The organism is Calditrichia bacterium (assembly GCA_020634975.1).
In the GTDB taxonomy this organism is placed as follows: domain Bacteria; phylum Calditrichota; class Calditrichia; order RBG-13-44-9; family J075; genus JACKAQ01.
This window is the reverse complement of record JACKAQ010000002.1, coordinates 154,310-179,705: the sequence shown is the minus strand read 5'-3', so window position 1 is coordinate 179,705 and position 25,396 is coordinate 154,310. Positions and strand designations below refer to the sequence as shown.

Sequence of the window (25,396 nt, the reverse complement as noted above, 5' to 3'; positions counted from 1 at the left end):
TTTATCGGTTTTGACAATATTTTGTTTTTCTGCGCTGAACAAATGATAAGCCTGTCATGCCAAAGTGTCGTTATCGGGCATCCAAAAGTTTGAAAAGATTGTTTTCTCGCTTCGTGTGTGTGTTAGAAAAGTGCTGGTCATTCCGGTTGCAGCGCAGCGAAATACCGGAATCCCCTGTTTCAAGCAGGAGATCCCGGTATTTTTCGAAAAAATCATCGAAAAAACCGGGATGACAACACACGGCGATATTTATCGCACACGCTTAAAGATTACGGGAATGACATGCTCAAAACTGGTCATGCCCGAGTGTCGCTATCAGGCATCCAAAAGTTTGAAAAGATTGTTTTCTCGCTTCGTGTGTGTGTTAGAAGAGTGCTGGTCATTCCGGTTGCAGCTCAGCGGAATACCGGAATCCCCTGTTTCAAGCAGGGAGATCCCGGTATTTTTCGAAAAATCATCGAAAAAAACCGGGAAAAAACCGGGATGACAACACAACGGCGATATTTATCGCACACGCTTAAAGATTGCGGGAATGACATGCTCAAAACTGGTCACGGCGATATTTATCGCAATACGCTTAAAGATTGCGGTAATGAAAAATCATGCTCAAAACTGGTCATGCCCGAGAATGTCGCTATCAGTGTCGCATCCATCCAAAAGTTTGAAAAGATTGTTTTCTCGCTTCGTATGTGTGTGTTAGAAAAGTGCTGGTCATTCCGGTTGCAGCTCAGCGGAATACCGGAATCCCCTGTTTCAAGCAGGGAGATCCCGGTATTTTTCGAAAAAATCATCGAAAAAACCGGGATGACAACACACGGCGATATTTATCGCACACGCTTAAAGATTGCGGGAATGACATGCTCAAAACTGGTCATGCCCGAGTGTCGCTATCGGGCATCCAAAAGTTTGAAAAGATTGTTTTCTCGCTTCGTATGTGTGTGTAGAAAAGTGCTGGTCATTCCGGTTGCAGCTCAGCGGAATACCGGAATCCCCTGTTTCAAGCAGGGAGATCCCGGTATTTTTCGAAAAATCATCGAAAAACCGGGATGACAACACACGGCGATGTTTATCGCACACGCTTAAAGATTGCGGGAATGGCGTAATCGATATATACAGCCAGCAATACATCCCCCTTTTAGCTGCCATAAAAAAACACACCAATACACATTTTTTTCTAAAGTATTTGCTATAACATCAGATAATGTAACTTGTCGATGCATCACTACAGCGTAACGTTAGGAAAACGGCGGTTTGACAAGGCGTGTCAGACCATTTATTATAACTGAAATCAGGAGGATTTTAAATGCCTGCCAAATATCAAACCGTGCAAAAAGGCAATCCCGCTGATCCGGACGCACCGAAGAAGTATTATGCACAAGTGATCCAGCGTGGGGTTTGTGATTTGCACAAACTGGCCAAAGAGGCATCGGAACGCAGCTCCCTTACCAAAGGTGATATGCTTTCTGCATTCGAGAATCTGGCGGAATTAGCCATGCGCCATCTGGCAGAGGGCGAAACCGTTGAACTGGGCAACCTGGGCACACTGGTGCTGAGCGTTAGCAGCGATGGCGCTGCAACCGCAAACGAAGTAACCAGCAACAGCATCAAATCCCGTCGGTTGAATTTCCGCCTCAAGAAGGAAACCCGGGATCAACTGAACCAGATCGTATTTGAGAAGGTAAAATAAGCTGCACCCCTTTTGGAACTGCGGCGGCAGGCTGTTCCGGCAAGTCGCCGCAGTTTCTGGTTTAACCTGTGGGTAACGGATCGCCAAACGCCTGCCCGCATATTGCAAAAACACCTGCCTGATAATAACGAACATTTTTGCCCGCCACGAAGCCGACACCATTTTTCTTACGCCTTACACATCCCCTGCACCGTAAAATTACCCCTTAAATTTCCCATGAAATACCCAAAATTCGACCTGATGAAACGCCTTTTTCGTCCTGACGAGCCGCTCGTTTCGTCCTGACGACTTGTTTTTTTCGTCCTGACGACTTGAGCAAGCCGTTATTTTGTGGCGGAAAACCGCACATTTTGATAGCAATCACCGGTCATTACAAAAAATACCGGTTCATCCGAACAAAGCAGCGGGTGATTTGTTTTGCGTTATGTGGGTTATAAGCAGGAAAAACCTGACCTTTAACAAATATACGGTTAACAGGTAGTGATAAACTTTTCACTCCGATGGGGTGCGGCGCTATAACTATATTGATATTATATTGCAACATCCCGTGTAAATACCTAACTTACCGACGGTTTCTGAGGGGATGCGGTTTAGGGGAAACCAGCTCTCAAATTAATATATGTTCACAAATATTTTAAGAGGATGCCTCATATGGATTGAGTTACACCTGTATAAAGTATATTTAATATATATTGTAGGATATACTTATAACTAATATCATCCAAAAATCAAATCCCTATTTCTGGAGGCAGGATGAACAAAATCATCACCTTATGCCTGGTGCTGGTCATCCAGACGGGCATTTGCCAGCAACTGGAAATCAGCGCGCTTTTCCCGCCGCAGCACGACAACACCGCTGCAACGGATACCGATATTCAGGTCACATTCAACGCCCCGGTGGACACAACCAGCCTCGCGGGGCAGTTTGTCATTCTGGGAACCTTGCGCGGGATGTATGGCTTCACGGTTTCTGTATCACCGGCATTGGATCAGGTGACCCTGCATCCCGCCCGCCCCTTTCTGGTGGGTGAGGAAGTGAAGGTTACCGCCCGCAACAGCCTCTCCGGGGCAAACGGTGAAGCCTTTCCGGGATACAACTGGCGCTTTAATGTGAAGCCCACCAAAGTCACCCCGCCGCATTTTTCGGAACCATTGATCTTCAATGATTTTTTTGGTGATGGGAACACGGCAATGTATCCGGCGGATGTGAACAACGACGGGCATATCGACCTGGTGATCGCCAATTGGGCCAATGTCCTTATTGCCCTGAATGACGGCATGGCAGATTTCAGCCTGCACCAGCAATTCCCGGTTTACTATGCAGAACAGGCGGATATCCCCGTCACCGATCTGGATCTGGACGGTCGAATGGAGATCGTCACCACCCACCACATATACGAAATCGATGACAGCGGATATTTCCAGCCCGTTCACGATATGCCCCTGCGGGAATTGCGGGATGTGGAGGACATGAACGGCGACGGTTATCCGGACCTGATTTCCAGTGACGTGGTGAGTATTGGGCCGCCGGAGCCCATCAGGAATAATGTCACCATCCTTTACAACGATGCCAGCGGGCAGTTTTCCCTTGCCGATACTCTCCTGACCGATGACTACATCACAGACGCCGCGAGCGGGGATTTTAACAACGACGGTATCAATGACATTGCCTATTCAACATCCATATATGCCTCGCCCGGCGGTCCGGGCGGACGCAATTCCCTGACGGCTATTTTTATGAAAAGTGATGGAGATACGTTGCATACACGGATTTATCCTGGCACGTTACTTAATATAATTAGTTTCCCTTTTCAGGTGTTAACTGTTGAATATAGTAATGATCATTTATTGGATGTATTTATTGCTTCTTTAGTAAATGACTTAGTTATAAGGAGCAGTGGTGACGGCAATTTTATGATTGATAGTACGATTTATATTGGTGGCGGAGATGGGTATCATCGTACCTCATTTGCTGATCTGAATGCCGATGGAAAAATGGATTATTTAATTGTTGATGAAATTCCCGGTGAGTTTACCGGCTCAGTATATTACACACTAAACGCCGAAGGTATAGGCACCTTTATTGAAGCTAGAAATGGAGCAGTACCATTTCATTGTGTCGGAGCTGATTATAATGGTGATGGCGCATTAGATGTTGCGGCATTATGGAGTGACGGCTTGCGAATTTACCTGAATGATACCGGCTTACCTATCATACCGACAGAAGATTTCGCAGCAATTTTTTTTGATTTAGACCAAAACTATCCAAACCCTTTTAACCCGGCAACCACCATCGCCTTTACCCTGCCGCAACCGGCAACCGTTCAACTGGATATCTTCGACCTGAACGGTCGTCTGCTGACAACCATTGCCGATGGCAGCTTTGGTGCCGGCAGGCACGAAGCAACATGGGACGGCAGCACTGCCAACGGGGAACCGGTGGCATCAGGGATGTATTTCTGCCGCCTCAGCGCTACCGTTCCTTCGACCGGCGCGGGTGCCGTTTATACCCAAACCCGGAAGATGTTGTTGATGCGGTAGTTAAAACCTGAACTGGAAAGCTGATTATAATGAACAAGATGATTACGATTTTCCTACTCATATTTATCCGGATATGTATATGCCAACCGCTACCCGCCGGTCTGGAACTACCGCCGCATTGGGATAAACGATTTGAAGTGATTAGCTACGACAACGGGGCGCTTACCTACCGGGATAAAGCCACCGGAACAACCAACACAATCTTTATTACGATGCCGAAGCATAACGAACCGCGCCTGTTTACGCCACCGATTGACTCCCTGCCCGAGCCCCCGCTGGACACGCTTTTGCCGATACTGTGCTAAGTATAGATGTCTCCACGGTGGACACCGCTTTCTACAGCCCGAGATTTTCCCTGTTGGGCAAGGTGCCGTTGGATAACGGAAACCCGGCCGTCATCTATGACTTTGACCATAACGGTGTGAACGATATTCTGGGCGTAGAAATTTTTTATGAACCGGGATACAGGGGCGGGTTTAACCGGTTTTACGAGTGGCAGGCAAGCGAATCCCGATTTTCACCCGGATTTGCGTCAGTATTTGGCTATAACCAAAGGACTGCAATCGAGGGCGGCGGCGCGCTGGGTGGTATGGATATCGACAATGACGGACGATCCGAGGCATGGTTTACCTATGATCATGAGCTACGCTTTTATGAGGCAGAGCATACCAATGGCTATCCTGATGCGCTGGTGCACATCATACCCAAAAATGAGGATGTAAACCCGATCAACGCCCTGTTTTATGACTTTGACAAGGACGGTAAGGTAGAGATGCAATATACACAGGACACCGTTATTGCGGGCTACTATTATAAAATATGCAGAATATGGGAGCACCAGACCGGCAATAACCACTTTCAAAAGACTTATCGTCGCTTACTAAAGCTCTCTGGAGCGGGGAACAGTCTGGTAGGTGATATGGACGGAGATGGGTTAATAGAATTTTATTTTGCCAGCCAGCACCTTGATAATTTGACACCAGGTTATGTGCGTATGCTTGGCTTTGAAAATAGCGGCGATAATCAATATGATTATTTTTGGCGAGGTGCTATTTCAGTAGTTAATAGTGGGCTGTGTGCCCTCTCAAATGATATGGACAGCGACGGGCTGCCGGAAATAATAATACAAGGAAGCGGTTTTACTGTTGAAGGAAAATCGCTGATCACAATTGTGGAAAGCACCTGGGATAATGAGTTCAGGGCCAAGGCATCAATAGCGGTTAAAACCCCGGGGAGCTTTGGCGGGCGTAACGGCATCGCTCACGGGGATGTAGATGGCGATGGAATAGAGGAATTTGTCGTTGAGATCTCCGGTTGGACGCTGCTATTCAAGTCAACCGGTAATGACAAGTATGAGCTTTTTGGATCAAGCATCACAACCTGTCATACACCAGCATAGCAATGGGTGATGTGAACGCGGACGATCTGGATGATATCGTTATTTCGGGATATATCTGGAACCCGGATTCCAGCCGGGGAGAGTTTCGGAGCGATATTTATACGTTCAACCCGCAGTTCTCAATGACAGCTCCGGTTGCACTTTCCCCACCGGCAACACCACAACCAACTATCACAGCGGCGGAGCTGCTACCCGGTTATCCCTCGCCGTTTAACAGTCTGATCACCATCGCCTTTACCCTGCCGCAACCGGCAACCGTTCAACTGGATATCTTCGACCTGAACGGTCGTCTGGTTACAACCATTGCCGATGGCAGCTTTGGCACCGGCAGGCACGAAGCGACATGGGACGGCAGCACCGCCAACGGTCAACCGGTGGCATCCGGGGTGTATTTCTGCCGCCTCAGCGCTACCGCTCCTTCGACCGGCGCGGGTGCCGTTTATACCCAAGTCCGGAAGATGCTGTTGATGCGGTAGCAAACGGTCGTGCCCGTTCCGCCTAACCGATTACTAAAACAAGCTTTATTGGGATACTGTTCCTGCCGTTAATATAGCATATTATCAATAATCATTGCGACGTTTAGCATTAAGGGAGCATTAACATGATGCACCGTTTAGTATTTCTGGTTGCTTTTGGCTGGATTCTATTCTCCGCTCCGCAAATCAACGCCCAAACGTTAATAGATAAGCTGCAACTGCCAACGCACTGGCATGAGCAATACGAAGTGGTGAGCGAAGCGGATGGCGTGCTGATCTGGAGGGATCGGGAAACCCAAACTACCTTTCAAAAGCGTCTCGCACCGGGAGGAAATGCCCGCATAAATACCCGGTAATTGATACCCTGCTGGCTGATACCGTCATCATCATAGATAGCTGGGCGATTGATACATCCTTGTATAGCGGTAAATTTCGATTGATGGGCACCGCTGCGGTTTATGGCGCCAGCCAACCCATAACTCTTGCAGACACAGATGGCAACGGACGTGATGAAATTATTGGGCGGCATAAAACACTCAACGTCTCCGGAATCAGCATCCGGTATTATGAATACGACCCCGTTTCAAAGACTTTCCCGGAAGTAGTATTGCTCAACCCAACACCAGGCGGCTCGTTTGGCAGCGGCGATGCTGATGAAGATGGTTACCAGGAAGTCTATTATATGTGGGCTGACAGTGTGCGCATTAAAGAAGCATCGGCCGACTCCCAATATGCAACGGCTAACCGGAAATCGCTTTATCCCCGCAAAGGATCATATCCCAGCAATATGGGGATCGGTGATTTTGACAAGGATGGCAAAACCGAAATTGCCTGGATGAAGCTGGGTGAAAACCCGGGGAAGTATGGACAGAGCTCATCACTTTTGAAACCGAGGGTAATGACTCTTTTCGCATCAGTTCCATTACCCGGCATATTAATCGTTTTGTCACCGGGCGTTATGCCATCGGCGATTTTGACAATGATGGAAGCACGGAGTTTTTGCCGGTAATATCGATGGTGAAATATCCGGTATAGAGAACGTTGCCAACGACAGTTTCGCAGTGCATTTTCATGCGCAACTCCCCACCTGGAATGCCTACTACCATTTTACAGCAGGGGATCTGGACGGTGACGGCAATCCTGAGCTGTTTCTCGGGGGCGATCGCTTTGAAAATGGGGTATACGACCCTGATCACAGTGCTTGAATCTACCGGAAACAACAGCTATCACGTTCCGGTGGCATTCAAAATTCTGGGGGCGGGGGTATTTATTACAACCACATTGCTCCCGGAGATTTTGATGGTGATGGCATCATGGAATTTGCGCTGGATATTGGCGGCATGGCGCTCATCTTCAAGGCTACCGGCGATGATCAATATGAAATCTTTTGGGCGCATCGGCGCTATGGTTTTATGATGACAGTATCGGCATTGGTGATGTGGATGGCGATGGCAGAGACGATCTCGTCATCGGGCAAGCAATTAGTGTCGGTAATGATACCTATACTGAAGCAATGATTTTCAAATACAATCCCGAGGCACAATCGGTAGAAGACCATAACACCCTAATTTCAACAGAATTTGCGCTTTTTCAAATTATCCCAATCCCTTTAACCCGGCAACCACCATCGCCTTTACCCTGCCGCAACCGGCAACCGTTCAACTGGATATCTTTGACCTGAACGGTCGTCTGGTGACAACCATTGCCGATGGCAGCTTTGGCGTTGGCAGGCACCAATCAACATGGGACGGCAGCGCCGCCAACGGGGAAACCGGTGGCATCCGGGGTGTATTTCTGCCGCCTCAGCGCAACCGTTCCTTCGACCGGCACGGGAGCCGTTTATACCCAAACCCGGAAAATGTTGTTGATGCGGTGATAAACGGTCGTGACTGTTCCGCCTAACCGATTACTAAAACAAGCTTTATTGTGATACTGTTCCTGCCGTTAATATAGCACATATTATTAATAATCATTGCGACGTTTAGCATTAAGGAAGCATTAACATGATGCACCGTTTAGTATTTCTGGTTGCTTTTGGCTGGATTATATTCTCCGTTCAGCAAATCAACGCCCAATCGTTAATAGATAAGCTGCACCTGCCGCCGCACTGGCATGAGAAATACGAAGTAGTGAGCGAGGCGGGCGGCGTGTTGACCTGGAGGGACCGGGAAACAAAAGCGGTATTCAAATATCTGGTCGATGAAACCGTTCCCACGCCCAAAGCCTTTGGTTTTGCCGATACCCTGTGGGCAGAAAAACCATTACAATCAACACCTTTGATATTGACACAACCCTTTATGCAGACCGTTTTGAGTGGGTGGGCGAAGCGCCATTGAATGCACGGTCCACCGAGCTATTGGTCTATGACAGCAATAATAACGGGAAAGCGGAGCTCATCGGAGCTAACAAAAGCATCTATAGAAATTACATCATTAGTCGCTTTTATGAGTGGGATGAACAATTCTCGTTTTTTCGAAATGTGGTTGATTTTGGCGTGCCAGTTAAGTCAAAAAGGCAGGCAGCCAATTATGGGTGGCGATATCGACAAGGATGGGCTAAAAGAAGTTTATTTAAGCTGGGGGATAGTTTAAGGGTTTATGAGGCAAATACGCCAAATGCTTATGCCACCAACCGCATATATACCCACGAATCCGTTGCCCCGGAGTATCCACAGGGGATTGGCATCTATAATATGGATAATGATAGCCAGCCGGATCTGGTTCACTTTAGCTATTATGATGGTTTTCCGGGCGTTTTCAGCACCATCCGGGAGCACGTTAGCGGCGATACCAATTTTCAAGTTATCGGCGATGTAATGTATTACCCCAATTTCGGTGTCGGCAAGCTGGCGGTCGGGGATATTGACCAGGATGGCTTCATGGAATATTTCAAGGCGGATTTGTATGGACGGGTGTATGGGGTGGAGAATGTCGCAAATGACAGCTTTCAGATTCATTATACCGCCCAACTCCCTTACTACAACGCCATATGCCATCTGGCGCCCGGCGATCTGGATGGGGACGGGCTGCCGGAAGCCTATCTCGGCGGCACCTGGGGCAGCCACAACTACATCACGGTTATTGAGGGTGCGGCAACGACTGTTATCGCCCGACCGTTTTGCTGGATGTGATCCGGGGAAACAGCTTCTATATCCGCAAGCTGTTCTCCGGCGATGTGGACGGTGATGGGCATGATGAACTGATACTGGATGTCGGCGGGTTTGTGCTGGTGCTGAAGGTGCCCGGCAACGACCAATACGAGGTGTTTTGGGCGAAAAGGGTCAGCTGGGCTGACGGGATTGGCGTGGGCGATGTGAATGGCAATGGAACGGATGATATTGTTATTTGTAAGGAAATTTTACGGCTAATACCTATTACAGCCAATCCGATGTATACCGCTTTAACCCGCAATCCGTTGGCATACCCGCCAAACAGCCAGCCGTTGCAAATGCTATTACCTTATTCCCCAACTACCCGAACCCGTTTAACCCGATAACCACCATCGCCTTTACCCTGCCGCAACCGGCAACCGTTCAACTGGATATCTTCGACCTGAACGGTCGTCTGGTTACAACCATTGCCGATGGCAGCTTTGGCGTTGGAAGACACCAAGCAACATGGGACGGCAGCACCGCTGACGGTCAACCGGTGGCATCCGGGGTGTATTTCTGCCGCCTTAGCGCTACCGTTCCTTCGACCGGCGCGGGTGCCGTTTATACCCAAGTCCGGAAGATGCTGTTGATGCGGTGATATAAGGATAACAGTTGGATGATATCAAATATAAACGGAATAAACACACAGGTAAAAAGTAGGCACGATATAAACGCCGCAATCCGGACGTGTCTTTTAATTTATCGAGTGTGTTAATTGTGTTTTGCAAGAAGACAGGGAACGGATACAGTCCGCTGTTTTTACTCAAATTACTCAGCGCAATTCACATACTCAACCTCAAAAGGATATAATCACAATACCTTAATAAATACCGATTATTTATAGTCAACTAATTAGTTATTCACTTGGGAGGGATGATGAAGACGATTATTATGACCTTCATGCTGTTAGTTTACAACAACCATACCACGTTTGCCCAGGATTACGATTATTTCGGTGGGGATACTGCCGGTATACATCGTGCAGAGATGGAAATGCGTCCCGAACTGCCACCTCATATTCAAGACAGAATTGAAAACTATCATTACCCTGGGAATTTGGGAGAAAAGCCGAGGAGCCTTTGCACCCTTTTTTCGGGGAGGAGTATCACGATAGAGGTGCCCTGATCCTTTCTAACAGGGTGCAGGAGGAATGGGTTAGCCATTATAATTCAGAATTGCTCCCTGGTTCAGCTTCTGCTGAGGCAGTAGTAACAGATGCCGATGGGAACATCTATATAACAGGCTCTATAACCAAATCCCCATTTGGGAATGTTTGCAATACGATAAAGTATAATTCTTTTGGAACAGAACTTTGGAGTGTTTGTTATGATGTGGGCATTTACAATTCTGCCAGTGCAATTGCGGTGGATGCTGACAAAAATGTTTATGTAACTGGTAGAAGTTATAACTCAGGCTCGGATTATGATTTTATCACACTGAAGTATGACATCGATGGAAAACAGCAGTGGGTTGCTTACTATAATGGTTTCGAAAATGCAGCTGACTATGCAACCGCCTTAATAGTGGATACTGTCGGGAATGTCTATGTTACTGGTTATAGTCAAGTATCCGGTATGAATTACGACTATGCCACAGTAAAATATAATATAGACGGAGCATACAGCAATGGTTAACCCGCTACGATGGCCCCTGAAATGCATTTGACATCGCCTTAGGAATAGCGGTAGACACGGATGAAAATGTGTATGTAACCGGAGCGAGTACAGGTGTCGATACACAAACAGACTTTGCTACCATCAAGTATAACACATCAGGAACACCTTTATGGACAGCCCGTTACAACGGGTCAGGAAATGATTATGATGGTGCCATTGCGTTGACACTTGATAAATCTCGAAATGTCTATATTACAGGGTAGTAGCTATGATTCTTTAGAAAGTTATTATACTACTATTAAATATGACAATGCCGGTAATCAGCAATGGGTAGTAAGTTACGAAAACCCTGAAAATACCGATACCGAGCCAAGGCGCTGGCGGTGGATCGCAATGGGAATGTTTATGTTACCGGTCACACCTATAGTTATCCATCCCAATATGATATTGTTACATGCATTATAATAGCGATGGCGTACTGCAATGGGCTGAGAGATATAACAGCCCGGATAATGGAGACGACTATTCAAAAGCGATGACCCTGGATGCGAGTGGAAATATCTATGTTACTGGATATACCTGGAGAATTGGTTATGGTGGCTCTTTACACTACGCTAAAGTATGATACTTCCGGCGTACAACAATGGGTAGTAAATTATAATGGAGCCTCAAATTATGATGACAGATCGAAAGCTATAGCCGTCGATAATTTCGGAAATGCTTATGTCACCGGTATAAGCTGGAATACTGATTTAGGATTTGAATATGCTACGGTTAAGATTAACCCTGCCGGGATACAGGAATGGGAAACCCATTGTAGTGGGGCACGAACTTCCCAAGACAGGACAAATGCAATGGCTGTTGATGCAGCAGGATACATTTATATTACCGGTTCCAATGCAAGAAGAGTCAGAGGTCATGATTTTTCCATTATCAAGTATGATACTGACGGAATAAAGTTTGGAAATCAACTTACAGCGTACCTTGGAATGATTTTCCTATTGTAAGTGAGCTGGAAATAGATGCTTTCGGAAATATTTATATCGGCTCCTCTATTGCGGATTCTAGCAATAACCAGGATTTCTGTATATTGAAATACGACATTAACGGCACTTTACTATGGGACGTCAGGTATAACGCCCAGAAAATAAGTGCGACTATTTGAAGGCACTGGAAGTGGATACTGACGGGAATGTCTATGTCACCGGCGTTAGTTGTAGCAACTCTGGAAATGATAATTATTATACTACTTTAAAATACGATCCTGATGGCTTGCAACAATGGGTTGCTAATTATAATGGCACAGGAAATGGTTCGGATTTGGGAACAGCACTGGCAGTGGATACAGACGGGAATGTTTATGTCACGGGTACTAGCTATGACTCAAATACAAATTATGACTATGCAACAATTAAATACAATACCAACGGTTTAGAAGAATGGGTTGCCCGATACAATGGTCCAGGAAACTATATTGACAAAGCAATGGCAATGGTAATTGATGTCTCGGGTAATATCTATGTTACTGGAACAAGTTCCGGCTCTGGTGGCTAGAGACTTTGCGACTATCAAGTATAACTCAAGTGGTACTGAAGAATGGGTAGCTCGCTACAATGCCCAAGATCATCCATAAATGAATCAGTTACCCTGGCTCTGGATGATAATGGAAACATTTATGTTGCCGGGGACACTTGGGATCAAGATACAGGGATTAATTATGCTCTGGTGAGATATGATGCCAACGGGAATCAATTGTGGGAAGCTACTTATAATGGATTGGGTGATGGGAATGACCGAACAAAAGGTCTCGTTATTGATGCAAGAGGTAATGCATATATTACTGGCACAAGCAATGGTTCATTTACAAATAATGATTATGCTACAATAAAATATGATGCTAATGGCAATGAGCAATGGGTTGCTATTTACAATACGCCCCGAAACTCTGATGATCATTTAACCGCGATAGCATTGGATGGTTCAAACAATGTATTTGTTACCGGGTATTCCAATGGCAATGGGATCAATTTTAACGGTAGCATTTACACTACCGTTAAATACAACCAGACATCCACCAGCATGATGGAAATTCCCCCTGGAAACTCCTGAAAATTATAGTTTGTCGCAGAACTTCCCCAACCCGTTTAATCCGTCAACCACCATCGCCTTTACCCTGCCGCAACCGGCAACCGTTCAACTGGATATCTTCGACCTGAACGGTCGTCTGGTGACAACCATTGCCGATGGCAGCTTTGGCGTTGGCAGGCACCAATCAACATGGAACGGCAGCACCGCCGACGGTCAACCGGTGGCATCCGGGGTGTATTTCTGCCGCCTCAGCGCTACTGTTTCTTCGACCGGCGCGGGTAGCCGTTTATACCCAAACCCGGAAGATGTTGTTGATGCGGTAATAAACGGTCGTGCCCGTTCCGCCTAACCGATTACTAAAACAAGCTTTATTGGGATACTGTTCCTGCCGTTAATATAGCATATTATCAATAATCATTGCGACGTATAGCATTAAGGAAGCATTAACATGATGCACCGTTTAGTATTTCTGGCTTGCTTTTGGCTGGATTCTATTCTCCGTTCAGCAAATCAACGCCCAATCGTTAATGGATAAGCTGCAACTGCCGCCGCACTGGCATGAGCAATACGAAGTAGTAAGCGAAGCGGGCGGCGTGCTGACCTGGCGGGACCGGGAAACCCAAACTGTATTCAATTATCTGGTTGATGAAACCGCTACCACGCCTAAAGCTTTGGTTTTTGCCGATACCCTGTGGGCAGAAAAACCATTACAATCAACACCTTCGACATTGATACAACCCTTTATGCAGACCGTTTTGAGTGGATGGGCGAAGCGCCATTCAATGCTCAATATACCGAACTGTTGGTATATGACAGCAATAACAATGGGAAAGCGGAACTCATCGGGCTTAACAAAAGCATTTACAGGGACTACATCATGAACCGTTTTTATGAGTGGGATGAACAATTCTCATATTTCAAGATGGTGGTAGATTTTGTTGTGGTACCAAGCGAAAAGGGGGGGCTACCTGTCCTCGCTGGAGATATTGACAAGGACGGGCTACGTGAAATATATGCCCATTATGGAGATCAGTTGAGGGTTTATGAGGCAGCTAATCCCGGTGACTATGCCACTGAATACCGCTACACCCATCACCCCGTGGCACCGGAAGAACCGCAAGGGTTTGGTATCTATAATTTGGATAATGATAATTTCCCAGACTTACTTCACTTGCGGTATAATAACAGTTCCCCTGGCGCATCCAGCACGATCCGGGAACACGTCAGCGGCGATACCAATTTTCAGGTTATCGGCGATGTAATGTATAACCCCAATTTCGGTATCGGTAAGCTGGCGGTTGGGGATATTGACCAGGATGGCTTCATGGAATATTTCAAGGCGGATTTGTATGGACGGGTGTATGGGGTGGAGAACGTCGCAAATGACAGCTTTCAGATTCATTATACCGCCCAGCTACCTTACTACAACGCCATGTACCATCTGGCGCCCGGCGATCTGGATGGCGACGGGCTGCCGGAAGCCTATCTCGGCGGCACCTGGGGCAGCCACAACTACATCACGGTTATTGAGGGCTGCGGCAACGACTGTTACCGCCCGACCGTTTTGCTGGATGTGATCCGGGGAAACAGCTTCTATATCCGCAAGCTGTTCTCCGGCGATGTGGACGGTGATGGGCATGATGAACTGATACTGGATGTCGGCGGGTTTGTGCTGGTGCTGAAGGTGCCCGGCAACGACCAATACGAGGTATTTTTGGGCGAAAAGGGTCACCTGGGCGGACGGGATTGGCGTGGGCGATGTGGATGGTAATGGAACGGACGATATTGTTATTTGCAAGGAAATATGGACGAATAATGATTTTTACAGCCAATCCGATGTATACCGCTTTAACCCGCAATCCGTTGGCATACCCGCCAATCAGCCAGCCGTCGCAAAGGCTATTATTTTATACCCTAACTACCCGAACCCGTTTAACCCGTCAACGACCATCCGGTTTACATTACCTGCGGCTGCGGATGTGGCGCTATCGGTGTTGAATATCCGTGGTCAGGTGGTTGCGGAGATTCTGGATAAGCGTCGCAGCGCCGGAGAGCATTCGGTGGTGTTTGATGCGTCCGTGTTGCCGTCTGGGGTTTATTTCTGCCGGATGGTCAGCGGTAGTTTTTCGCAAGTTCACAAGATGGTGGTGGTAAAGTAAGAATAGCAGCGAATTAATATCACCACAAACAGCGTGATTTATACGTTTTATACCGGTCAACCGATTCTGCACACCAAACAGAAAATCACTTGCTTATCACATCCAATTCCGATAATTTATCTGCGCATCTGAGATCAGGTTATTGTCGGAAGTCGTGTTGTTCGACAATTCTGCGTTTCGCTATTATCAAGCCGCCAAAATTATCCAAAGCATATCTATATATTGTCCGGCAATTATATTGCTGTGCAACGCTTGCAGTCTAAATAAGCTAAATTTCAATGGGTTGAGTGTTGAATATATTTGGTAACCGATAATTTATGACAATTGATATTATTTCAACAATCCTGATCGGCACTGTTTTTCAAAGTATGATACTGGCTGCGGCATTATTCGCACAGCCTAAACAGCGGCAAAAAGGGCTCATCTATCTGGCATTGTTAATGGGTTGTGTTGCTATTTTACTGGGCGAATTTCTGTTGCTGCATCAGAAGGTTGTTTTCCTTGACCCGCATAATCGCATTATGTTCTTCGGGCAGCCGGTTTATTTTTTATTCGGACCGCTTTACTATTTATATGCCCGGACAATACAGGGCAAATCCGGCTCAATCCGATTCTATCAACTCATTCATTTCATCCCGGCTATATTGTTGTTTATCAATGCTTTGCCGATATGGTTCAGCTTGCCGACATTGCGCATTGTTGAAGGATATATTGTGCTCAATCATGGCTTGTTGTTGAACATTAGCGGATATTGGATCATGGGTTTCCATTTGGGACAAACAATCCTGTATTGCCTGCTCGTTTGGCGGTTATTAATCAAGGCTGAGGCGATTTGCAAAGAGCGCGTTTCGGATGAACCCAATATCGGAACACAATGGCTGATGCGGCTCAATCGTATATTTATCACACTGTTAATCGTTCAGGTATGTGCATTGCTGTTTCTAATTTTTAAAAGTCATATTGCCAAAGTTGAATATGCAATGGCTATTAGCCTGGCACTTTTTGTTGAAATTGTGGCATTCTCGTCCATTCGCCACCCGGTTATTTCTGAGGACGTTCCCGGTAATGATGACCAACCCAAAACCATCCGTTATGAAAAGTCTGCGCTTTCCCCTGAATTGGCGATGGAATATCTGCAACACCTCGAACACCTGATGGTTACCCAAAAACCGTATCGAAAAAGCGACCTGAAATTGCGTGAGTTAGCCGAGATGCTCGACATTTCGCCCAATCATTTATCTCAGGTGATCAATCAGGAAGCCGGTGTTAATTTTTTCGATTTTGTCAATAGCTATCGCGTTTCAGAGGCCAAACAACTGTTGGTAAACCCCGTTTATCAACATTACAGTCATCTGGCTATCGCAATGGAAGCCGGTTTTAACAACAAGACTTCTTTTAACCGCATCTTCAAAAAGCAAGTTGGGCAAACCCCGTCGGGGTATGTCCGGCTTCATCACCAAATGCAATAGCTGCCACGCCGCTCCCCTTTCCGCACCGTGATGACAACATCATAAATCCCCAAAAATGTTTGATATAAACGACACAGCCTATACGCTGATGCGCAACCGAACTATTTGTCCAGTATCTTTTGGCTGAATCATCTGTTTTGCAAATAAAAAAGTCTCTGTGAGACAAATACCTCATCCTTCCTCACTCCCCTTCCAACTGATTGGTTGGGGAGATGGGGTTATTTAAGTTCAATAAATAGTGATTGTCAAAAATTTTGGAGGAATCGAACTGATGAGACATGCTTTTAACAGATTGCATCGGGTGCAAATAGTTTTATTGTTTATTCTGTTGGTCATAACAGGAACGCTGAAGGCACAATTTTTTACCCGTAACACCACTGCCGGGGCAATTGTAACGGATTCATTGCGATCTGTCGGTATCAGTTGGGTGGATATTAATAATGACGGTTATCAGGATGCATATATTGCCGGGGAGGGAAACCAGTTTTACCGGAATCTTGGAAACGGGAGTTTCGAGCGCGTTGTCACCGGTCCACATGTGACAACCACAGCCGTATCGAATATCGGCGTTTGGGCAGATTATGACAATGACGGTTTTTCAGATTTATTTGTGTCTAATTATGCCATCGTCAATGCCCAGGGAAACCCGGTAACGTTATTGCCCAATTACCTTTACAAAAATAATGGTGAACCGGATTTCTCAATGTCATTGATAGATAACGTTGGGGATAGCGCAATTTCTATCTCGGCAAGTTGGGTAGATATTGATCTCGACGGCAACCTGGATATGTTAATGTTGAGAACAAACAATTTTCGTGATCGCTTTTTTCGGAATGAGGGAAACGGGCAGTTTATCGAAAATGAAGACCTGGTGTTTTTAAAGAACCGTTCATTTGGAGCCAGTGAATCATGGATTGATATCGATAACGACAGTGATGTTGATTTATATATTGTAAATCGGGGCGGTACAAATGAACTCTATAAATCATTGGCAATGGAAACTGGCGATCTGTTCCGGTTTCAGGCAATTGAAAATACACCACTCACTGCGGAAGGTCTGGTTTTCGATATTGGCGCCAGTTGGGCAGATTATGACAACGATGGCGATTTCGACATGTTTTTAGCAATCTCAGGTGCGTTCGGTTCGGGCGCGCCGGACAGGCTTTTTCGCAATGATGGCGATTGGCAATTTACCCAAATCACCGACCAACCGCCGGTAACAACTGGATATAATTCGGCTTTCGGCAGTTGGGCCGATTATGACAATGATGGCGATTTGGATTTGTTCGTTGGGGAAGTAAATACGGGTCAAAGTCCCGGACATCTTTATCGCAATGAGGGTGATGGCAACTTTTTAGCAATGCTTGCCGGAGACGTGGGCGAAATTGTCGGCGAATACCCCGGACCGCAGGGGGGAAATTGGGTTGATTATGATAATGATGGTGATATGGATTTGTTCGTGTTACATATCGGACAACCGACATCACAAACCGGCGTTCCGCAACCCAACTTTTTGATACAGAATAATCAAGGGAATCAACAAAACTGGTTGGCAGTAAATTGCCAGGGAACATTTTCCAATCGTTCGGCTATTGGTGCTGTATTGCGTGCAAAAGCAATGATAAACGGTTCAGCCGTTTGGCAAACACGGGTAATCTCCGGTTTGGGGCAGTCCGGTTTAAATTCGCAGCCGCCGTTGTCTGCTCATTTTGGATTGGGTAATGCAACAATTGTCGATACGTTGGTAATTCATTGGCCATCCGGTTTTCGACAACTATTTACAAATGTGCCGATAAACTCCCGATTCGATGCCACAGAGGTTTTGCCGCAAGGGTTTATCCGGGCAAATTTTATTACTGACACAACTACGGCTATCAATAGCGATAGCTTAACCGTTCAGTTTACAGATTTATCCGTAACAACACCGGGATTGCCCGTTACGAATTATGAATGGGATTTTGATAATGATGGCATTGTCGATGCTGTGGATGCCAATCCCCGGTTCACATTTTCCGCAGCAGATACATATTCGGTGCGACTTCGAGCATCGAATGCGTTTTATTCAACCGAAATTATCCGCAAAGATTTAATCAAAATCACCGGACTTGTCCCATTGATTGAAATAAATACGCAAACACTGAATTTGGGGTTTATCGATGTGAACACCGCAGTGGTAGATACGATGTTTTATATTTACAATCGCGGTGGACTCGGTGATTCGGTAACTGTGGCAATCGATCTCCAAAATGTCGGTGTCGATAGCGCATTGGCTGTTTCTCCGACAACTGCGTGGATAAACCCGGGGGATTCACTTGCCGTAACTTTCAGTTTGTTTCCGAACATGCTGGCACCCAACGGTCCTTTTTATACACCGCTTATTAAAATAGAATCGGCAAAGAATTATGGTGACCGAAGTTGGGAGAGAACTGTTCGTTTTCGTATCATTGGTGCATTATCCATTGATCCGGTCTCACCTTTGGTAGAAAAATATGATTTGGAACAAAACTATCCAAATCCATTTAACCCGTCGACCAATATCACATTCCAGATTGCCGATCAGCAAAATATCACCCTCCAGATATTCGATTTGAACGGGCGACTGGTGCGAACGCTTGTGAATGAATCCCGCATGCCCGGTAAATACACCCTCATTTGGGATGGTCGCACAAACGATGGACATTTCTCCGGATCGGGGATTTACTTTTACAAATTGAGCGCTGGTAAACACAGTTTTACGCGCAAGATGTTGTTGCTGCGATAAAACAAATTATTGCTGATAAGCGGTGGGGCGTTTTCGTTTAATTCATTGCATGTTGGGATGATCAATTTTCATTACTGTCGAACAATTGGAGAAATAATTAGAGTTACAGAGTGCGGTTGAAACGATCCGTTATTTCGATGGGTGTGATTTTAGTTCACACCCATCGATACGAAGGTTGGTCACTAGTTTCGGGAGTCTACAATCGCCTCGGTTTTCCGTGCCTCGATTCCCCGAAAGCGCAATTCCTCGCCGATCAGTTCAACCTGCACGGTCTGTCCGGCGGAAATGGTTCCGGCGAGCAGTTCCTTCGCCAAACCGTCGATGATCTGCCGCTGGATCACCCGGCGCAACGGACGCGCGCCGAATGCCGGTTCGTAGCCCAGGTTGGCGATGTATTCTTTTGCGGCATCGCTCATCTCGATACGGATCTTCTGCTCGGCAAGCTGTTTGCCCAGCCGGGCAATCTGCAAATCGACAATCTGTTTGATGTGCGATCGCTGCAAACTGTGGAATACAATCGTTTCGTCGATCCGGTTCAAAAATTCCGGGCGCAGTTCGTGGCGCAGCAGATTGAGCACTTCGTCCTGTATTTCCATCGCAATCAGTTCGCGGTTTTCATCGGTCATCCGCAACGATTTCTCCAAAATCAGCGATGCACCGATGTTCGAGGTCATGATAATAATCGTGTTCTTGAAATTGACCGTGCGCCCCTTGTTGTCGGTCAGCCGCCCGTCTTCCAGCACCTGCAGCAAAATATTGAACACTTCCGGGTGCGCTTTTTCGATCTCGTCGAGCAGCACAACCGAATACGGACGTCGCCGCACTGCTTCGGTAAGCTGTCCGCCCTCGTCGTAACCGACGTATCCGGGCGGTGCGCCGATCAGTCGCGATACCGAATGCCGTTCCATGTATTCGGACATATCAATCCGCACCATCGCGTTTTCATCATCAAACAAAAATTCCGCAAGCGCTCGCGCCAGTTCGGTTTTCCCGACACCGGTCGGACCCAAAAAGATAAACGATCCGATGGGGCGATTCTGGTCTGCCAGCCCCGCGCGCGACCGGCGGATAGCGTTGGCAACCGCCACTTCGGCATCTTCCTGCCCGACCACACGGCGGGTAAGCCGCTCCTCAATTTTGAGCAGTTTTTCGCGCTCGCTTTCCAGCATGCGGGCAATCGGGATGCCCGTCCAGCGCGACACGACCTCGGCAATCTGCTCTTCGTCCACATCTTCGCGGAGCATTTTGCGATCCTGCTGGATTTCCTGCAGCTTTTCGGTCAACGCGTTCGATGCGCGTTCCAGTTCGGGAATGCGACCGTATTTGATCTCGGCAACTTTCTCCAGCCTGCTTTCGCGCTCGGCTTTGTCCATCACGCTGCGAAGCTGCTCAACTTCAGCCTTGTTCTGGCGGATTTCCTGAATCGATGCTTTCTCTAACTGCCAGTGTGCTTTCAACTTATCGCGCTGTTCGCGCAGATTGGCCAGCTCCTCGCGAAGCTTGGCGTATCGCTCGCGGGAATCGCGGGCGTTCTCTTTTTTGAGGGCAACTTCCTCGATTTCGAGCTGTTTGATGCGCCGTTCGATTTCGTCCAGTTCTTCGGGCAGCGAATCGATTTCGATGCGCAGTTTGGCGGCGGCTTCGTCGATCAAATCGATGGCTTTGTCCGGCAGCCGTCGGTCAGTGATATAGCGGTGCGACAGGGTTGTCGCGGCAATCAGCGCCGCATCCGTAATTTTGACACCGTGATGCACTTCGTATTTTTCCTTCAACCCGCGCAGCATCGAAATGGTGTCCTCCACCGATGGTTCCTCAACCAGAATCGGCTGGAAACGGCGTTCCAGCGCCGCGTCTTTTTCAATATGTTTGCGATATTCATCGATGGTCGTCGCGCCGATACAGTGAATTTCGCCGCGCGCCAGCAGCGGTTTGAGCATGTTGGATGCATCCATCGCGCCCTCCGCAGCGCCGGCACCCACCAGTGTGTGGATTTCATCGATAAACATGATCACCTGACCATTGGATTCCGTGACCTCTTTGAGCACCGCTTTCAGCCGTTCCTCAAATTCCCCCCGGAATTTTGATCCGGCGATCAGCGCGCCTAAGTCCAGCGCTACAATGCGTTTATCTTTCAGCGATTCAGGAATATCCCCGTTGACGATACGCTGGGCGATGCCTTCCACAATGGCGGTCTTCCCTACCCCCGGATCACCGATGAGCGCGGGATTATTTTTCGTCCGACGCGAAAGCACCTGTAGCACCCGGCGCACCTCTTCGTCGCGACCGATCACAGGATCGAGTTTGCCCTGCATGGCCAGCTCGGTCAGGTCGCGGGCATATTTTTCGAGCGCCTGGTATTTACCCTCGGGATTCTGGTCGGTGACGCGCTGGTTCCCGCGAATTTCTTTCAGCGCCCGCAGCACCGCGTCTTTCGTAACGCCGGCGGATGTCAGGATTTTGCCGACTTCGCCGCGCTCCACACCGATCATCCCCAACAGCAAATGTTCGGTGGAGATAAATTCGTCTTTCAATTCCTGCGCTTCGCGGTTCGCTAAATTAATGAGCTGGTTGAAGTTAGGCGATGCATACACTTGTCCGGGTGTGCCATAAACTTTGGGAAATTTATTCACCACCTGTTTGGTATGCGCTTTGACCCCAACGGCATCACCGCCGATTTTTTTGAGAATGGTGTTCACCAAGCCTTCGCCGTCTTCCAGCAAACTGGCGAGAACGTGCTCCGGTTCAAGGTGCTGCTGCCCCAGCGAAATGACCATTTGCTGGGCGCTGTTCAATGCTTCCTGTGCTTTTAAGGTGTATTTTTCGAGATTCATTATTTACCTCCGTTTATTCTTCTTTTTTAATCACGCTGATATGTTCAACTTCCGTGCCAGCGTTCGTCAGGAGGTTTATTTCCAATGATAACAACAAGTTGCGTCATTTCTCGACATTAGGAATGGGCGGACAAACTGGCAAGGGATATCTGCCAATTATTCAGTGTTGCGGCGAAAAACAGGATTGTTGGGTTCGGTTCGCACATGTGCGAACCTTACATGCAGGCATCAACAGTGGGTAGGGAACGCATACATGCGTTCCGAAAAACGTGATTATCTGGATAAAATCTTGCCGAGAAACGACCGGCGATGCTCCGGGCACGGACCAACCTGGCGAATAGCTGCGATGTGTTTGGCGGTGCCGTATCCTTTGTGTTGCGCAAATCCGTAAGCCGGAAAATCACGATCCAGCGCCAGAAGCATCCGGTCACGGGTCACCTTTGCGATGATGGACGCCGCTGCGATGGTAAAACTACGGCTGTCGCCTTTCACCAGCGTTTCGTGCGGAAACGCCAGTTCCGGCGCGTCGTTGCCGTCGATGAGCACGTATTCCGGCGCGATGTTTAGCGCTGCGACGGCCGTTTGCATCGCTTTCAGCGTCGCCTGCCGGATGTTGATCCGGTCGATTTCCGCCGCCGAAACGATCCCGACGCCATACGCCAGCGATCCGTCTAAAATCTTTTGAAAAAACAATTCGCGCTTCGTTTCGGTCAATTTTTTGGAATCCGTAACGCCTTCGATCCAAAACTGCGGCTCAAAAATAACAGCGGCAGCCACAACCGGTCCGGCCAGCGGTCCCCGCCCCGCTTCGTCCACGCCGCAAATGCGTCGCATTCCGCTTTGCCAAAGGGCTGTTTCTGTGATCAAATTTTCGGGAATATTCATATTCTCGCTTTCGTCGTCGTTTTGGAACTGCCAAAAATACCGTTTTCCCGCCAATCAATCAAGCGATCGATCAGAAAGAATGCAGAACCCGTTGGAAAGCCGCCGGATTCGCATTAAATTTCCCGGCTGTAAATAAAACCTAACGCTGAAGGAGAACCACCGGCAATGGAAGTTGGCATTGTAGGATTACCCGTATCCGGAAAAACGACCCTTTTTTCGACCGTCACCGGTCAGGATTTGCAGGCTGCATTTGGCGGCGGCAAAATTGAAGTACATCGCGGCGTCGTGCGCGTGCCGGATACCCGGCTGAACGAATTGACCGCCATTTTTAATCCCAAAAAGCAGGTCAACGCGACCATCGAATACATCGAGGTTGGCGGAATGGAGAGCGATGGCAGCGGCAACAAAGGATTTGATCCGCAATTTTTGCAAGTGCTCAAAAATACCGATGCGTTGTGTGTGGTCATTCGTGCGTTCGACAACGAATTTCATCCGCATCCAGCCGGTAAAATCGACATTTTGCGCGATGTGCAAACCGTGGAAAGCGAATTCCTGCTGTCCGATTTGACCATCGTTGAGAACCGCATCGAACGGTTGGACAAACAGGCCAAAAAAGCGAAAGATGAACAGGGATTAAAAGAGCTGGAACTGATGCAACGGCTGCGTGATCACCTCGAACAGGAGATCCCGCTCCGCGAGTTTGAATTCACCGAAGATGAGCGCACGCTGATTCGCGGCTATCAATTTTTGACAGCGAAACCGTTGGTTTTCGCACTGAACATCAACGAAAGCGATATTCCCAAAGCAGATGAATTGGCTGCGAAAGTGCCGCCGCGCAAACACGTTACGGTCATCGCATTTTGCGCCAAAGCTGAGCAGGAAATCTCCCAACTTGACGATGACGATCGCGAAATGTTTATGGAAGAACTGGGCATCACCGAGCCGGCGCTGGATAAAGTCATTCGCACAACTTACGAATTATTGGGACTTATATCGTTTTTCACAGTTGGTGAAGACGAGTGCCGCGCATGGACAATCCGCCGTAACACGAACGCACAGCGGGCTGCCGGTGCCATTCACTCTGATCTCGAACGCGGATTTATTCGCGCTGAGGTGGTCAGTTACGTCGATTTTATGACCCACAAAAGCGTCAGCAAATGTAAGGAAAATGGGGTTTACCGGTTGGAAGGTAAGCAATATATTGTAAAAGATGGCGATATCATGAACATCCGGTTCAACGTGTAACCGGATGTTTTTAATTATGTTATCGCTCGATTCTGCCACCACCGGCTGTCAGCACACATTCTTCATAAGATTCTCGATGGCGGTTATCGATTCGCATCATCGCCTGCAAATTGCTTCTGTCTGAATCATAGGTAAATAGCCAGCAAAACTCCTGATAGTGCGCATCCATAAAACGCTTCATTGCCTGGCTATTTGGACTTCTGCGATACACTTTGTCCAACAATTCGACCACGCGTTTGGCGTATCCCGGCGCTTTTTGGGCATCTTTGCGTTCTTCGATGTAAAACAATCCTTCGTAATAATAGAATTTGGCATCGCGAAGCGCCTCATGATCGCCATTGCGGATTACTTCGACCATTTCCTGGCGATTGCTCCAACCACCTGCAAACTGACTTACCCGACCTTCGGAAACGAAATTCCGGGCCTGGTCATAATACCGTGTGCCGCCCCGAAGAATGAAAGTGTCCATTTCCCCACCGAGAATCATATTCACATAATAATCGATGACGGTCAACAAAGCGTCGTAACTGCCGCGTGTGTGCTCCATCAACTGCCCGCGCTGATACGGAAACTCAAATGATTTATCGAGAAAATTTTCGCCGGATTGCGAACCAACGAGCAATTGCCCGCGATACACTTTTTGCCCGCTCCGCTCAGTCACAGATTCGATGATGATATTGAAATCACAGCGGATAATGATTTCCTCATCTTCATCGCCCCAACGATAATTATTGATGTATTCTTCCAGATTCCGGGGAATTTCCCGAAGGATATCCTGATCTTCGGGAAGCAACCGCTCCGCTCTCAAATCAGCTTTCGCCTGAAATGTTTGCGCAGATGCAGCAAATGTTATCGCAGTTGCGAACAATAAAATTAGTTTCAAAATACAATATTTCTTCATATATAAATTTCTCTACTAAAAATTGACAATGACGATTTCATGAATAGTCGATTCAAATTTTACTGAAAAATATTTGCCCATCCAAGTTATAAAATCAGTAGCAAATGCGCGTTCGCATATGCACCAAATCCTGAACATAAAAAAAACGCCGAAGCTACCGGATGGTTCCGGCAACTTCGGCGTTCGT

Annotated in this window: 33 protein-coding genes; 30 read left to right on the top strand and 3 right to left on the bottom strand. The window is 47.5% G+C overall.

All coding sequences use genetic code 11. The features are described 5' to 3' along the window. The first annotated feature begins 282 nt into the window (after nucleotides 1-282). The 29 genes from H6629_14980 to H6629_14840 all read left to right on the top strand — a co-directional run bounded on the left by H6629_14980 (nucleotide 283) and on the right by H6629_14840 (nucleotide 19,347). Nucleotides 283-1,050 carry a hypothetical protein gene (locus tag H6629_14980; GenBank protein ID MCB9069099.1) on the top strand — a complete coding sequence of 256 codons (768 nt, stop codon included), beginning with the start codon at nucleotides 283-285 and terminating at the stop codon, nucleotides 1,048-1,050. Nucleotides 1,051-1,303: 253 nt separating this feature from the next. After that, nucleotides 1,304-1,687, top strand: a complete 384-nt coding sequence (locus H6629_14975; protein ID MCB9069098.1) for an HU family DNA-binding protein — start codon at nucleotides 1,304-1,306, stop codon at nucleotides 1,685-1,687. A 753-nt stretch (nucleotides 1,688-2,440) separates the two neighbouring features. Continuing rightward, a complete protein-coding gene (locus tag H6629_14970; GenBank protein MCB9069097.1) occupies nucleotides 2,441-4,228 on the top strand; it encodes a VCBS repeat-containing protein in 1,788 nt (595 codons plus the stop codon). A 29-nt stretch (nucleotides 4,229-4,257) separates the two neighbouring features. After that, nucleotides 4,258-4,533 carry a hypothetical protein gene (locus H6629_14965; GenBank protein MCB9069096.1) on the top strand — a complete coding sequence of 92 codons (276 nt, stop codon included), beginning with the start codon at nucleotides 4,258-4,260 and terminating at the stop codon, nucleotides 4,531-4,533. A 53-nt stretch (nucleotides 4,534-4,586) separates the two neighbouring features. Continuing rightward, nucleotides 4,587-5,627 carry a hypothetical protein gene (locus tag H6629_14960; GenBank protein MCB9069095.1) on the top strand — a complete coding sequence of 347 codons (1,041 nt, stop codon included), beginning with the start codon at nucleotides 4,587-4,589 and terminating at the stop codon, nucleotides 5,625-5,627. 2 nt (nucleotides 5,628-5,629) lie between these two features. Next, entirely contained in the window at nucleotides 5,630-6,103 is a 474-nt protein-coding gene (locus H6629_14955; protein ID MCB9069094.1) for a T9SS type A sorting domain-containing protein, read from the top strand. A gap of 125 nt (nucleotides 6,104-6,228) precedes the next feature. Beyond that, nucleotides 6,229-6,459 (top strand): hypothetical protein, encoded by a 231-nt coding sequence (locus H6629_14950; protein MCB9069093.1) that lies wholly within the window; start codon nucleotides 6,229-6,231, stop codon nucleotides 6,457-6,459. Nucleotides 6,460-6,542: 83 nt separating this feature from the next. Then, complete coding sequence (locus H6629_14945; protein ID MCB9069092.1) at nucleotides 6,543-7,112, top strand: hypothetical protein; 570 nt, start codon at nucleotides 6,543-6,545, stop codon at nucleotides 7,110-7,112. Nucleotides 7,113-7,174: 62 nt separating this feature from the next. After that, entirely contained in the window at nucleotides 7,175-7,519 is a 345-nt protein-coding gene (locus H6629_14940) for a hypothetical protein (protein MCB9069091.1), read from the top strand. Next, on the top strand, nucleotides 7,491-7,784 hold the full coding sequence (locus tag H6629_14935) for an FG-GAP repeat protein (GenBank protein ID MCB9069090.1): 294 nt from the start codon (nucleotides 7,491-7,493) through the stop codon (nucleotides 7,782-7,784). The genes H6629_14940 and H6629_14935 overlap by 29 nt, the downstream gene beginning before the upstream one ends. Next, on the top strand, nucleotides 7,682-8,005 hold the full coding sequence (locus H6629_14930) for a T9SS type A sorting domain-containing protein (protein ID MCB9069089.1): 324 nt from the start codon (nucleotides 7,682-7,684) through the stop codon (nucleotides 8,003-8,005). Before H6629_14935 ends, H6629_14930 begins: the two co-directional genes overlap by 103 nt. A gap of 101 nt (nucleotides 8,006-8,106) precedes the next feature. Beyond that, nucleotides 8,107-8,439 (top strand): hypothetical protein, encoded by a 333-nt coding sequence (locus H6629_14925; protein ID MCB9069088.1) that lies wholly within the window; start codon nucleotides 8,107-8,109, stop codon nucleotides 8,437-8,439. 27 nt (nucleotides 8,440-8,466) lie between these two features. After that, nucleotides 8,467-8,694, top strand: a complete 228-nt coding sequence (locus tag H6629_14920; GenBank protein MCB9069087.1) for a hypothetical protein — start codon at nucleotides 8,467-8,469, stop codon at nucleotides 8,692-8,694. A gap of 101 nt (nucleotides 8,695-8,795) precedes the next feature. After that, nucleotides 8,796-9,233, top strand: a complete 438-nt coding sequence (locus H6629_14915) for a VCBS repeat-containing protein (GenBank protein MCB9069086.1) — start codon at nucleotides 8,796-8,798, stop codon at nucleotides 9,231-9,233. Then, the gene (locus tag H6629_14910) at nucleotides 9,221-9,598 is read left to right on the top strand and encodes a VCBS repeat-containing protein (protein MCB9069085.1); all 378 of its coding nucleotides are present in this window, start codon (nucleotides 9,221-9,223) and stop codon (nucleotides 9,596-9,598) included. The genes H6629_14915 and H6629_14910 overlap by 13 nt, the downstream gene beginning before the upstream one ends. Beyond that, nucleotides 9,523-9,852, top strand: coding sequence for a T9SS type A sorting domain-containing protein (locus H6629_14905; GenBank protein ID MCB9069084.1), 330 nt, complete (start codon nucleotides 9,523-9,525; stop codon nucleotides 9,850-9,852). The genes H6629_14910 and H6629_14905 overlap by 76 nt, the downstream gene beginning before the upstream one ends. 278 nt (nucleotides 9,853-10,130) lie before the next feature. After that, nucleotides 10,131-10,379: a hypothetical protein gene (locus H6629_14900; protein ID MCB9069083.1), complete on the top strand. Its 249-nt coding sequence runs from the start codon at nucleotides 10,131-10,133 to the stop codon at nucleotides 10,377-10,379. After that, nucleotides 10,334-10,888 (top strand): SBBP repeat-containing protein, encoded by a 555-nt coding sequence (locus H6629_14895; protein MCB9069082.1) that lies wholly within the window; start codon nucleotides 10,334-10,336, stop codon nucleotides 10,886-10,888. The genes H6629_14900 and H6629_14895 overlap by 46 nt, the downstream gene beginning before the upstream one ends. A gap of 68 nt (nucleotides 10,889-10,956) precedes the next feature. Further along, nucleotides 10,957-11,133 carry a hypothetical protein gene (locus H6629_14890; GenBank protein MCB9069081.1) on the top strand — a complete coding sequence of 59 codons (177 nt, stop codon included), beginning with the start codon at nucleotides 10,957-10,959 and terminating at the stop codon, nucleotides 11,131-11,133. A gap of 120 nt (nucleotides 11,134-11,253) precedes the next feature. Next, the gene (locus H6629_14885; GenBank protein ID MCB9069080.1) at nucleotides 11,254-11,409 is read left to right on the top strand and encodes an SBBP repeat-containing protein; all 156 of its coding nucleotides are present in this window, start codon (nucleotides 11,254-11,256) and stop codon (nucleotides 11,407-11,409) included. Between the two features lie 24 nt (nucleotides 11,410-11,433). Next, on the top strand, nucleotides 11,434-11,877 hold the full coding sequence (locus H6629_14880) for an SBBP repeat-containing protein (GenBank protein MCB9069079.1): 444 nt from the start codon (nucleotides 11,434-11,436) through the stop codon (nucleotides 11,875-11,877). A gap of 154 nt (nucleotides 11,878-12,031) precedes the next feature. Next, a complete protein-coding gene (locus H6629_14875; protein ID MCB9069078.1) occupies nucleotides 12,032-12,424 on the top strand; it encodes an SBBP repeat-containing protein in 393 nt (130 codons plus the stop codon). Between the two features lie 42 nt (nucleotides 12,425-12,466). Further along, complete coding sequence (locus H6629_14870; GenBank protein MCB9069077.1) at nucleotides 12,467-12,979, top strand: SBBP repeat-containing protein; 513 nt, start codon at nucleotides 12,467-12,469, stop codon at nucleotides 12,977-12,979. Between the two features lie 10 nt (nucleotides 12,980-12,989). Next, nucleotides 12,990-13,307, top strand: a complete 318-nt coding sequence (locus H6629_14865) for a T9SS type A sorting domain-containing protein (protein MCB9069076.1) — start codon at nucleotides 12,990-12,992, stop codon at nucleotides 13,305-13,307. Between the two features lie 178 nt (nucleotides 13,308-13,485). Continuing rightward, nucleotides 13,486-13,839: a hypothetical protein gene (locus H6629_14860; GenBank protein ID MCB9069075.1), complete on the top strand. Its 354-nt coding sequence runs from the start codon at nucleotides 13,486-13,488 to the stop codon at nucleotides 13,837-13,839. 152 nt (nucleotides 13,840-13,991) lie between these two features. Then, on the top strand, nucleotides 13,992-14,729 hold the full coding sequence (locus H6629_14855) for a VCBS repeat-containing protein (protein MCB9069074.1): 738 nt from the start codon (nucleotides 13,992-13,994) through the stop codon (nucleotides 14,727-14,729). Continuing rightward, complete coding sequence (locus H6629_14850; protein ID MCB9069073.1) at nucleotides 14,710-15,117, top strand: T9SS type A sorting domain-containing protein; 408 nt, start codon at nucleotides 14,710-14,712, stop codon at nucleotides 15,115-15,117. The genes H6629_14855 and H6629_14850 overlap by 20 nt, the downstream gene beginning before the upstream one ends. A 317-nt stretch (nucleotides 15,118-15,434) precedes the next feature. Then, the gene (locus tag H6629_14845; GenBank protein ID MCB9069072.1) at nucleotides 15,435-16,586 is read left to right on the top strand and encodes a helix-turn-helix domain-containing protein; all 1,152 of its coding nucleotides are present in this window, start codon (nucleotides 15,435-15,437) and stop codon (nucleotides 16,584-16,586) included. 271 nt (nucleotides 16,587-16,857) lie between these two features. Continuing rightward, the gene (locus H6629_14840; protein MCB9069071.1) at nucleotides 16,858-19,347 is read left to right on the top strand and encodes a VCBS repeat-containing protein; all 2,490 of its coding nucleotides are present in this window, start codon (nucleotides 16,858-16,860) and stop codon (nucleotides 19,345-19,347) included. Nucleotides 19,348-19,529: 182 nt separating this feature from the next. On the opposite strand, the gene clpB is transcribed toward H6629_14840, so the two are convergent. Beyond that, on the bottom strand, nucleotides 19,530-22,178 hold the full coding sequence (gene clpB / locus H6629_14835) for an ATP-dependent chaperone ClpB (GenBank protein ID MCB9069070.1): 2,649 nt from the start codon (nucleotides 22,176-22,178) through the stop codon (nucleotides 19,530-19,532). Between the two features lie 273 nt (nucleotides 22,179-22,451). Then, nucleotides 22,452-23,063 (bottom strand): ribonuclease HII, encoded by a 612-nt coding sequence (locus H6629_14830; GenBank protein MCB9069069.1) that lies wholly within the window; start codon nucleotides 23,061-23,063, stop codon nucleotides 22,452-22,454. Nucleotides 23,064-23,228: 165 nt separating this feature from the next. On the opposite strand from H6629_14830, the gene ychF reads away from it, so the two are divergent. Beyond that, nucleotides 23,229-24,308 (top strand): redox-regulated ATPase YchF, encoded by a 1,080-nt coding sequence (gene ychF / locus H6629_14825; GenBank protein ID MCB9069068.1) that lies wholly within the window; start codon nucleotides 23,229-23,231, stop codon nucleotides 24,306-24,308. Nucleotides 24,309-24,327: 19 nt separating this feature from the next. Here the strand turns inward: ychF and H6629_14820 are convergent, their stop codons facing one another. Then, nucleotides 24,328-25,191 carry a DUF4835 family protein gene (locus H6629_14820; protein MCB9069067.1) on the bottom strand — a complete coding sequence of 288 codons (864 nt, stop codon included), beginning with the start codon at nucleotides 25,189-25,191 and terminating at the stop codon, nucleotides 24,328-24,330. Nucleotides 25,192-25,396: the final 205 nt, after the last annotated feature.

Coding starts and splice junctions, on each gene's coding strand:
- H6629_14915 (MCB9069086.1), top strand. CDS start 8,796: ATGGATAATGATAGCCAGCCGGATCTGGTTCACTTTAGCTATTATGAT.
- H6629_14950 (MCB9069093.1), top strand. CDS start 6,229: ATGATGCACCGTTTAGTATTTCTGGTTGCTTTTGGCTGGATTCTATTC.
- H6629_14880 (MCB9069079.1), top strand. CDS start 11,434: ATGTTACTGGATATACCTGGAGAATTGGTTATGGTGGCTCTTTACACT.
- H6629_14920 (MCB9069087.1), top strand. CDS start 8,467: ATGACAGCAATAATAACGGGAAAGCGGAGCTCATCGGAGCTAACAAAA.
- H6629_14970 (MCB9069097.1), top strand. CDS start 2,441: ATGAACAAAATCATCACCTTATGCCTGGTGCTGGTCATCCAGACGGGC.
- H6629_14845 (MCB9069072.1), top strand. CDS start 15,435: ATGACAATTGATATTATTTCAACAATCCTGATCGGCACTGTTTTTCAA.
- H6629_14955 (MCB9069094.1), top strand. CDS start 5,630: ATGGGTGATGTGAACGCGGACGATCTGGATGATATCGTTATTTCGGGA.
- H6629_14830 (MCB9069069.1), bottom strand. CDS start 23,063: ATGAATATTCCCGAAAATTTGATCACAGAAACAGCCCTTTGGCAAAGC.
- H6629_14940 (MCB9069091.1), top strand. CDS start 7,175: ATGCGCAACTCCCCACCTGGAATGCCTACTACCATTTTACAGCAGGGG.
- H6629_14860 (MCB9069075.1), top strand. CDS start 13,486: ATGGATAAGCTGCAACTGCCGCCGCACTGGCATGAGCAATACGAAGTA.
- H6629_14945 (MCB9069092.1), top strand. CDS start 6,543: ATGGGCACCGCTGCGGTTTATGGCGCCAGCCAACCCATAACTCTTGCA.
- H6629_14840 (MCB9069071.1), top strand. CDS start 16,858: ATGAGACATGCTTTTAACAGATTGCATCGGGTGCAAATAGTTTTATTG.
- H6629_14925 (MCB9069088.1), top strand. CDS start 8,107: ATGATGCACCGTTTAGTATTTCTGGTTGCTTTTGGCTGGATTATATTC.
- H6629_14980 (MCB9069099.1), top strand. CDS start 283: ATGCTCAAAACTGGTCATGCCCGAGTGTCGCTATCAGGCATCCAAAAG.
- ychF (MCB9069068.1), top strand. CDS start 23,229: ATGGAAGTTGGCATTGTAGGATTACCCGTATCCGGAAAAACGACCCTT.
- clpB (MCB9069070.1), bottom strand. CDS start 22,178: ATGAATCTCGAAAAATACACCTTAAAAGCACAGGAAGCATTGAACAGC.
- H6629_14965 (MCB9069096.1), top strand. CDS start 4,258: ATGAACAAGATGATTACGATTTTCCTACTCATATTTATCCGGATATGT.
- H6629_14870 (MCB9069077.1), top strand. CDS start 12,467: ATGGGTAGCTCGCTACAATGCCCAAGATCATCCATAAATGAATCAGTT.
- H6629_14900 (MCB9069083.1), top strand. CDS start 10,131: ATGAAGACGATTATTATGACCTTCATGCTGTTAGTTTACAACAACCAT.
- H6629_14975 (MCB9069098.1), top strand. CDS start 1,304: ATGCCTGCCAAATATCAAACCGTGCAAAAAGGCAATCCCGCTGATCCG.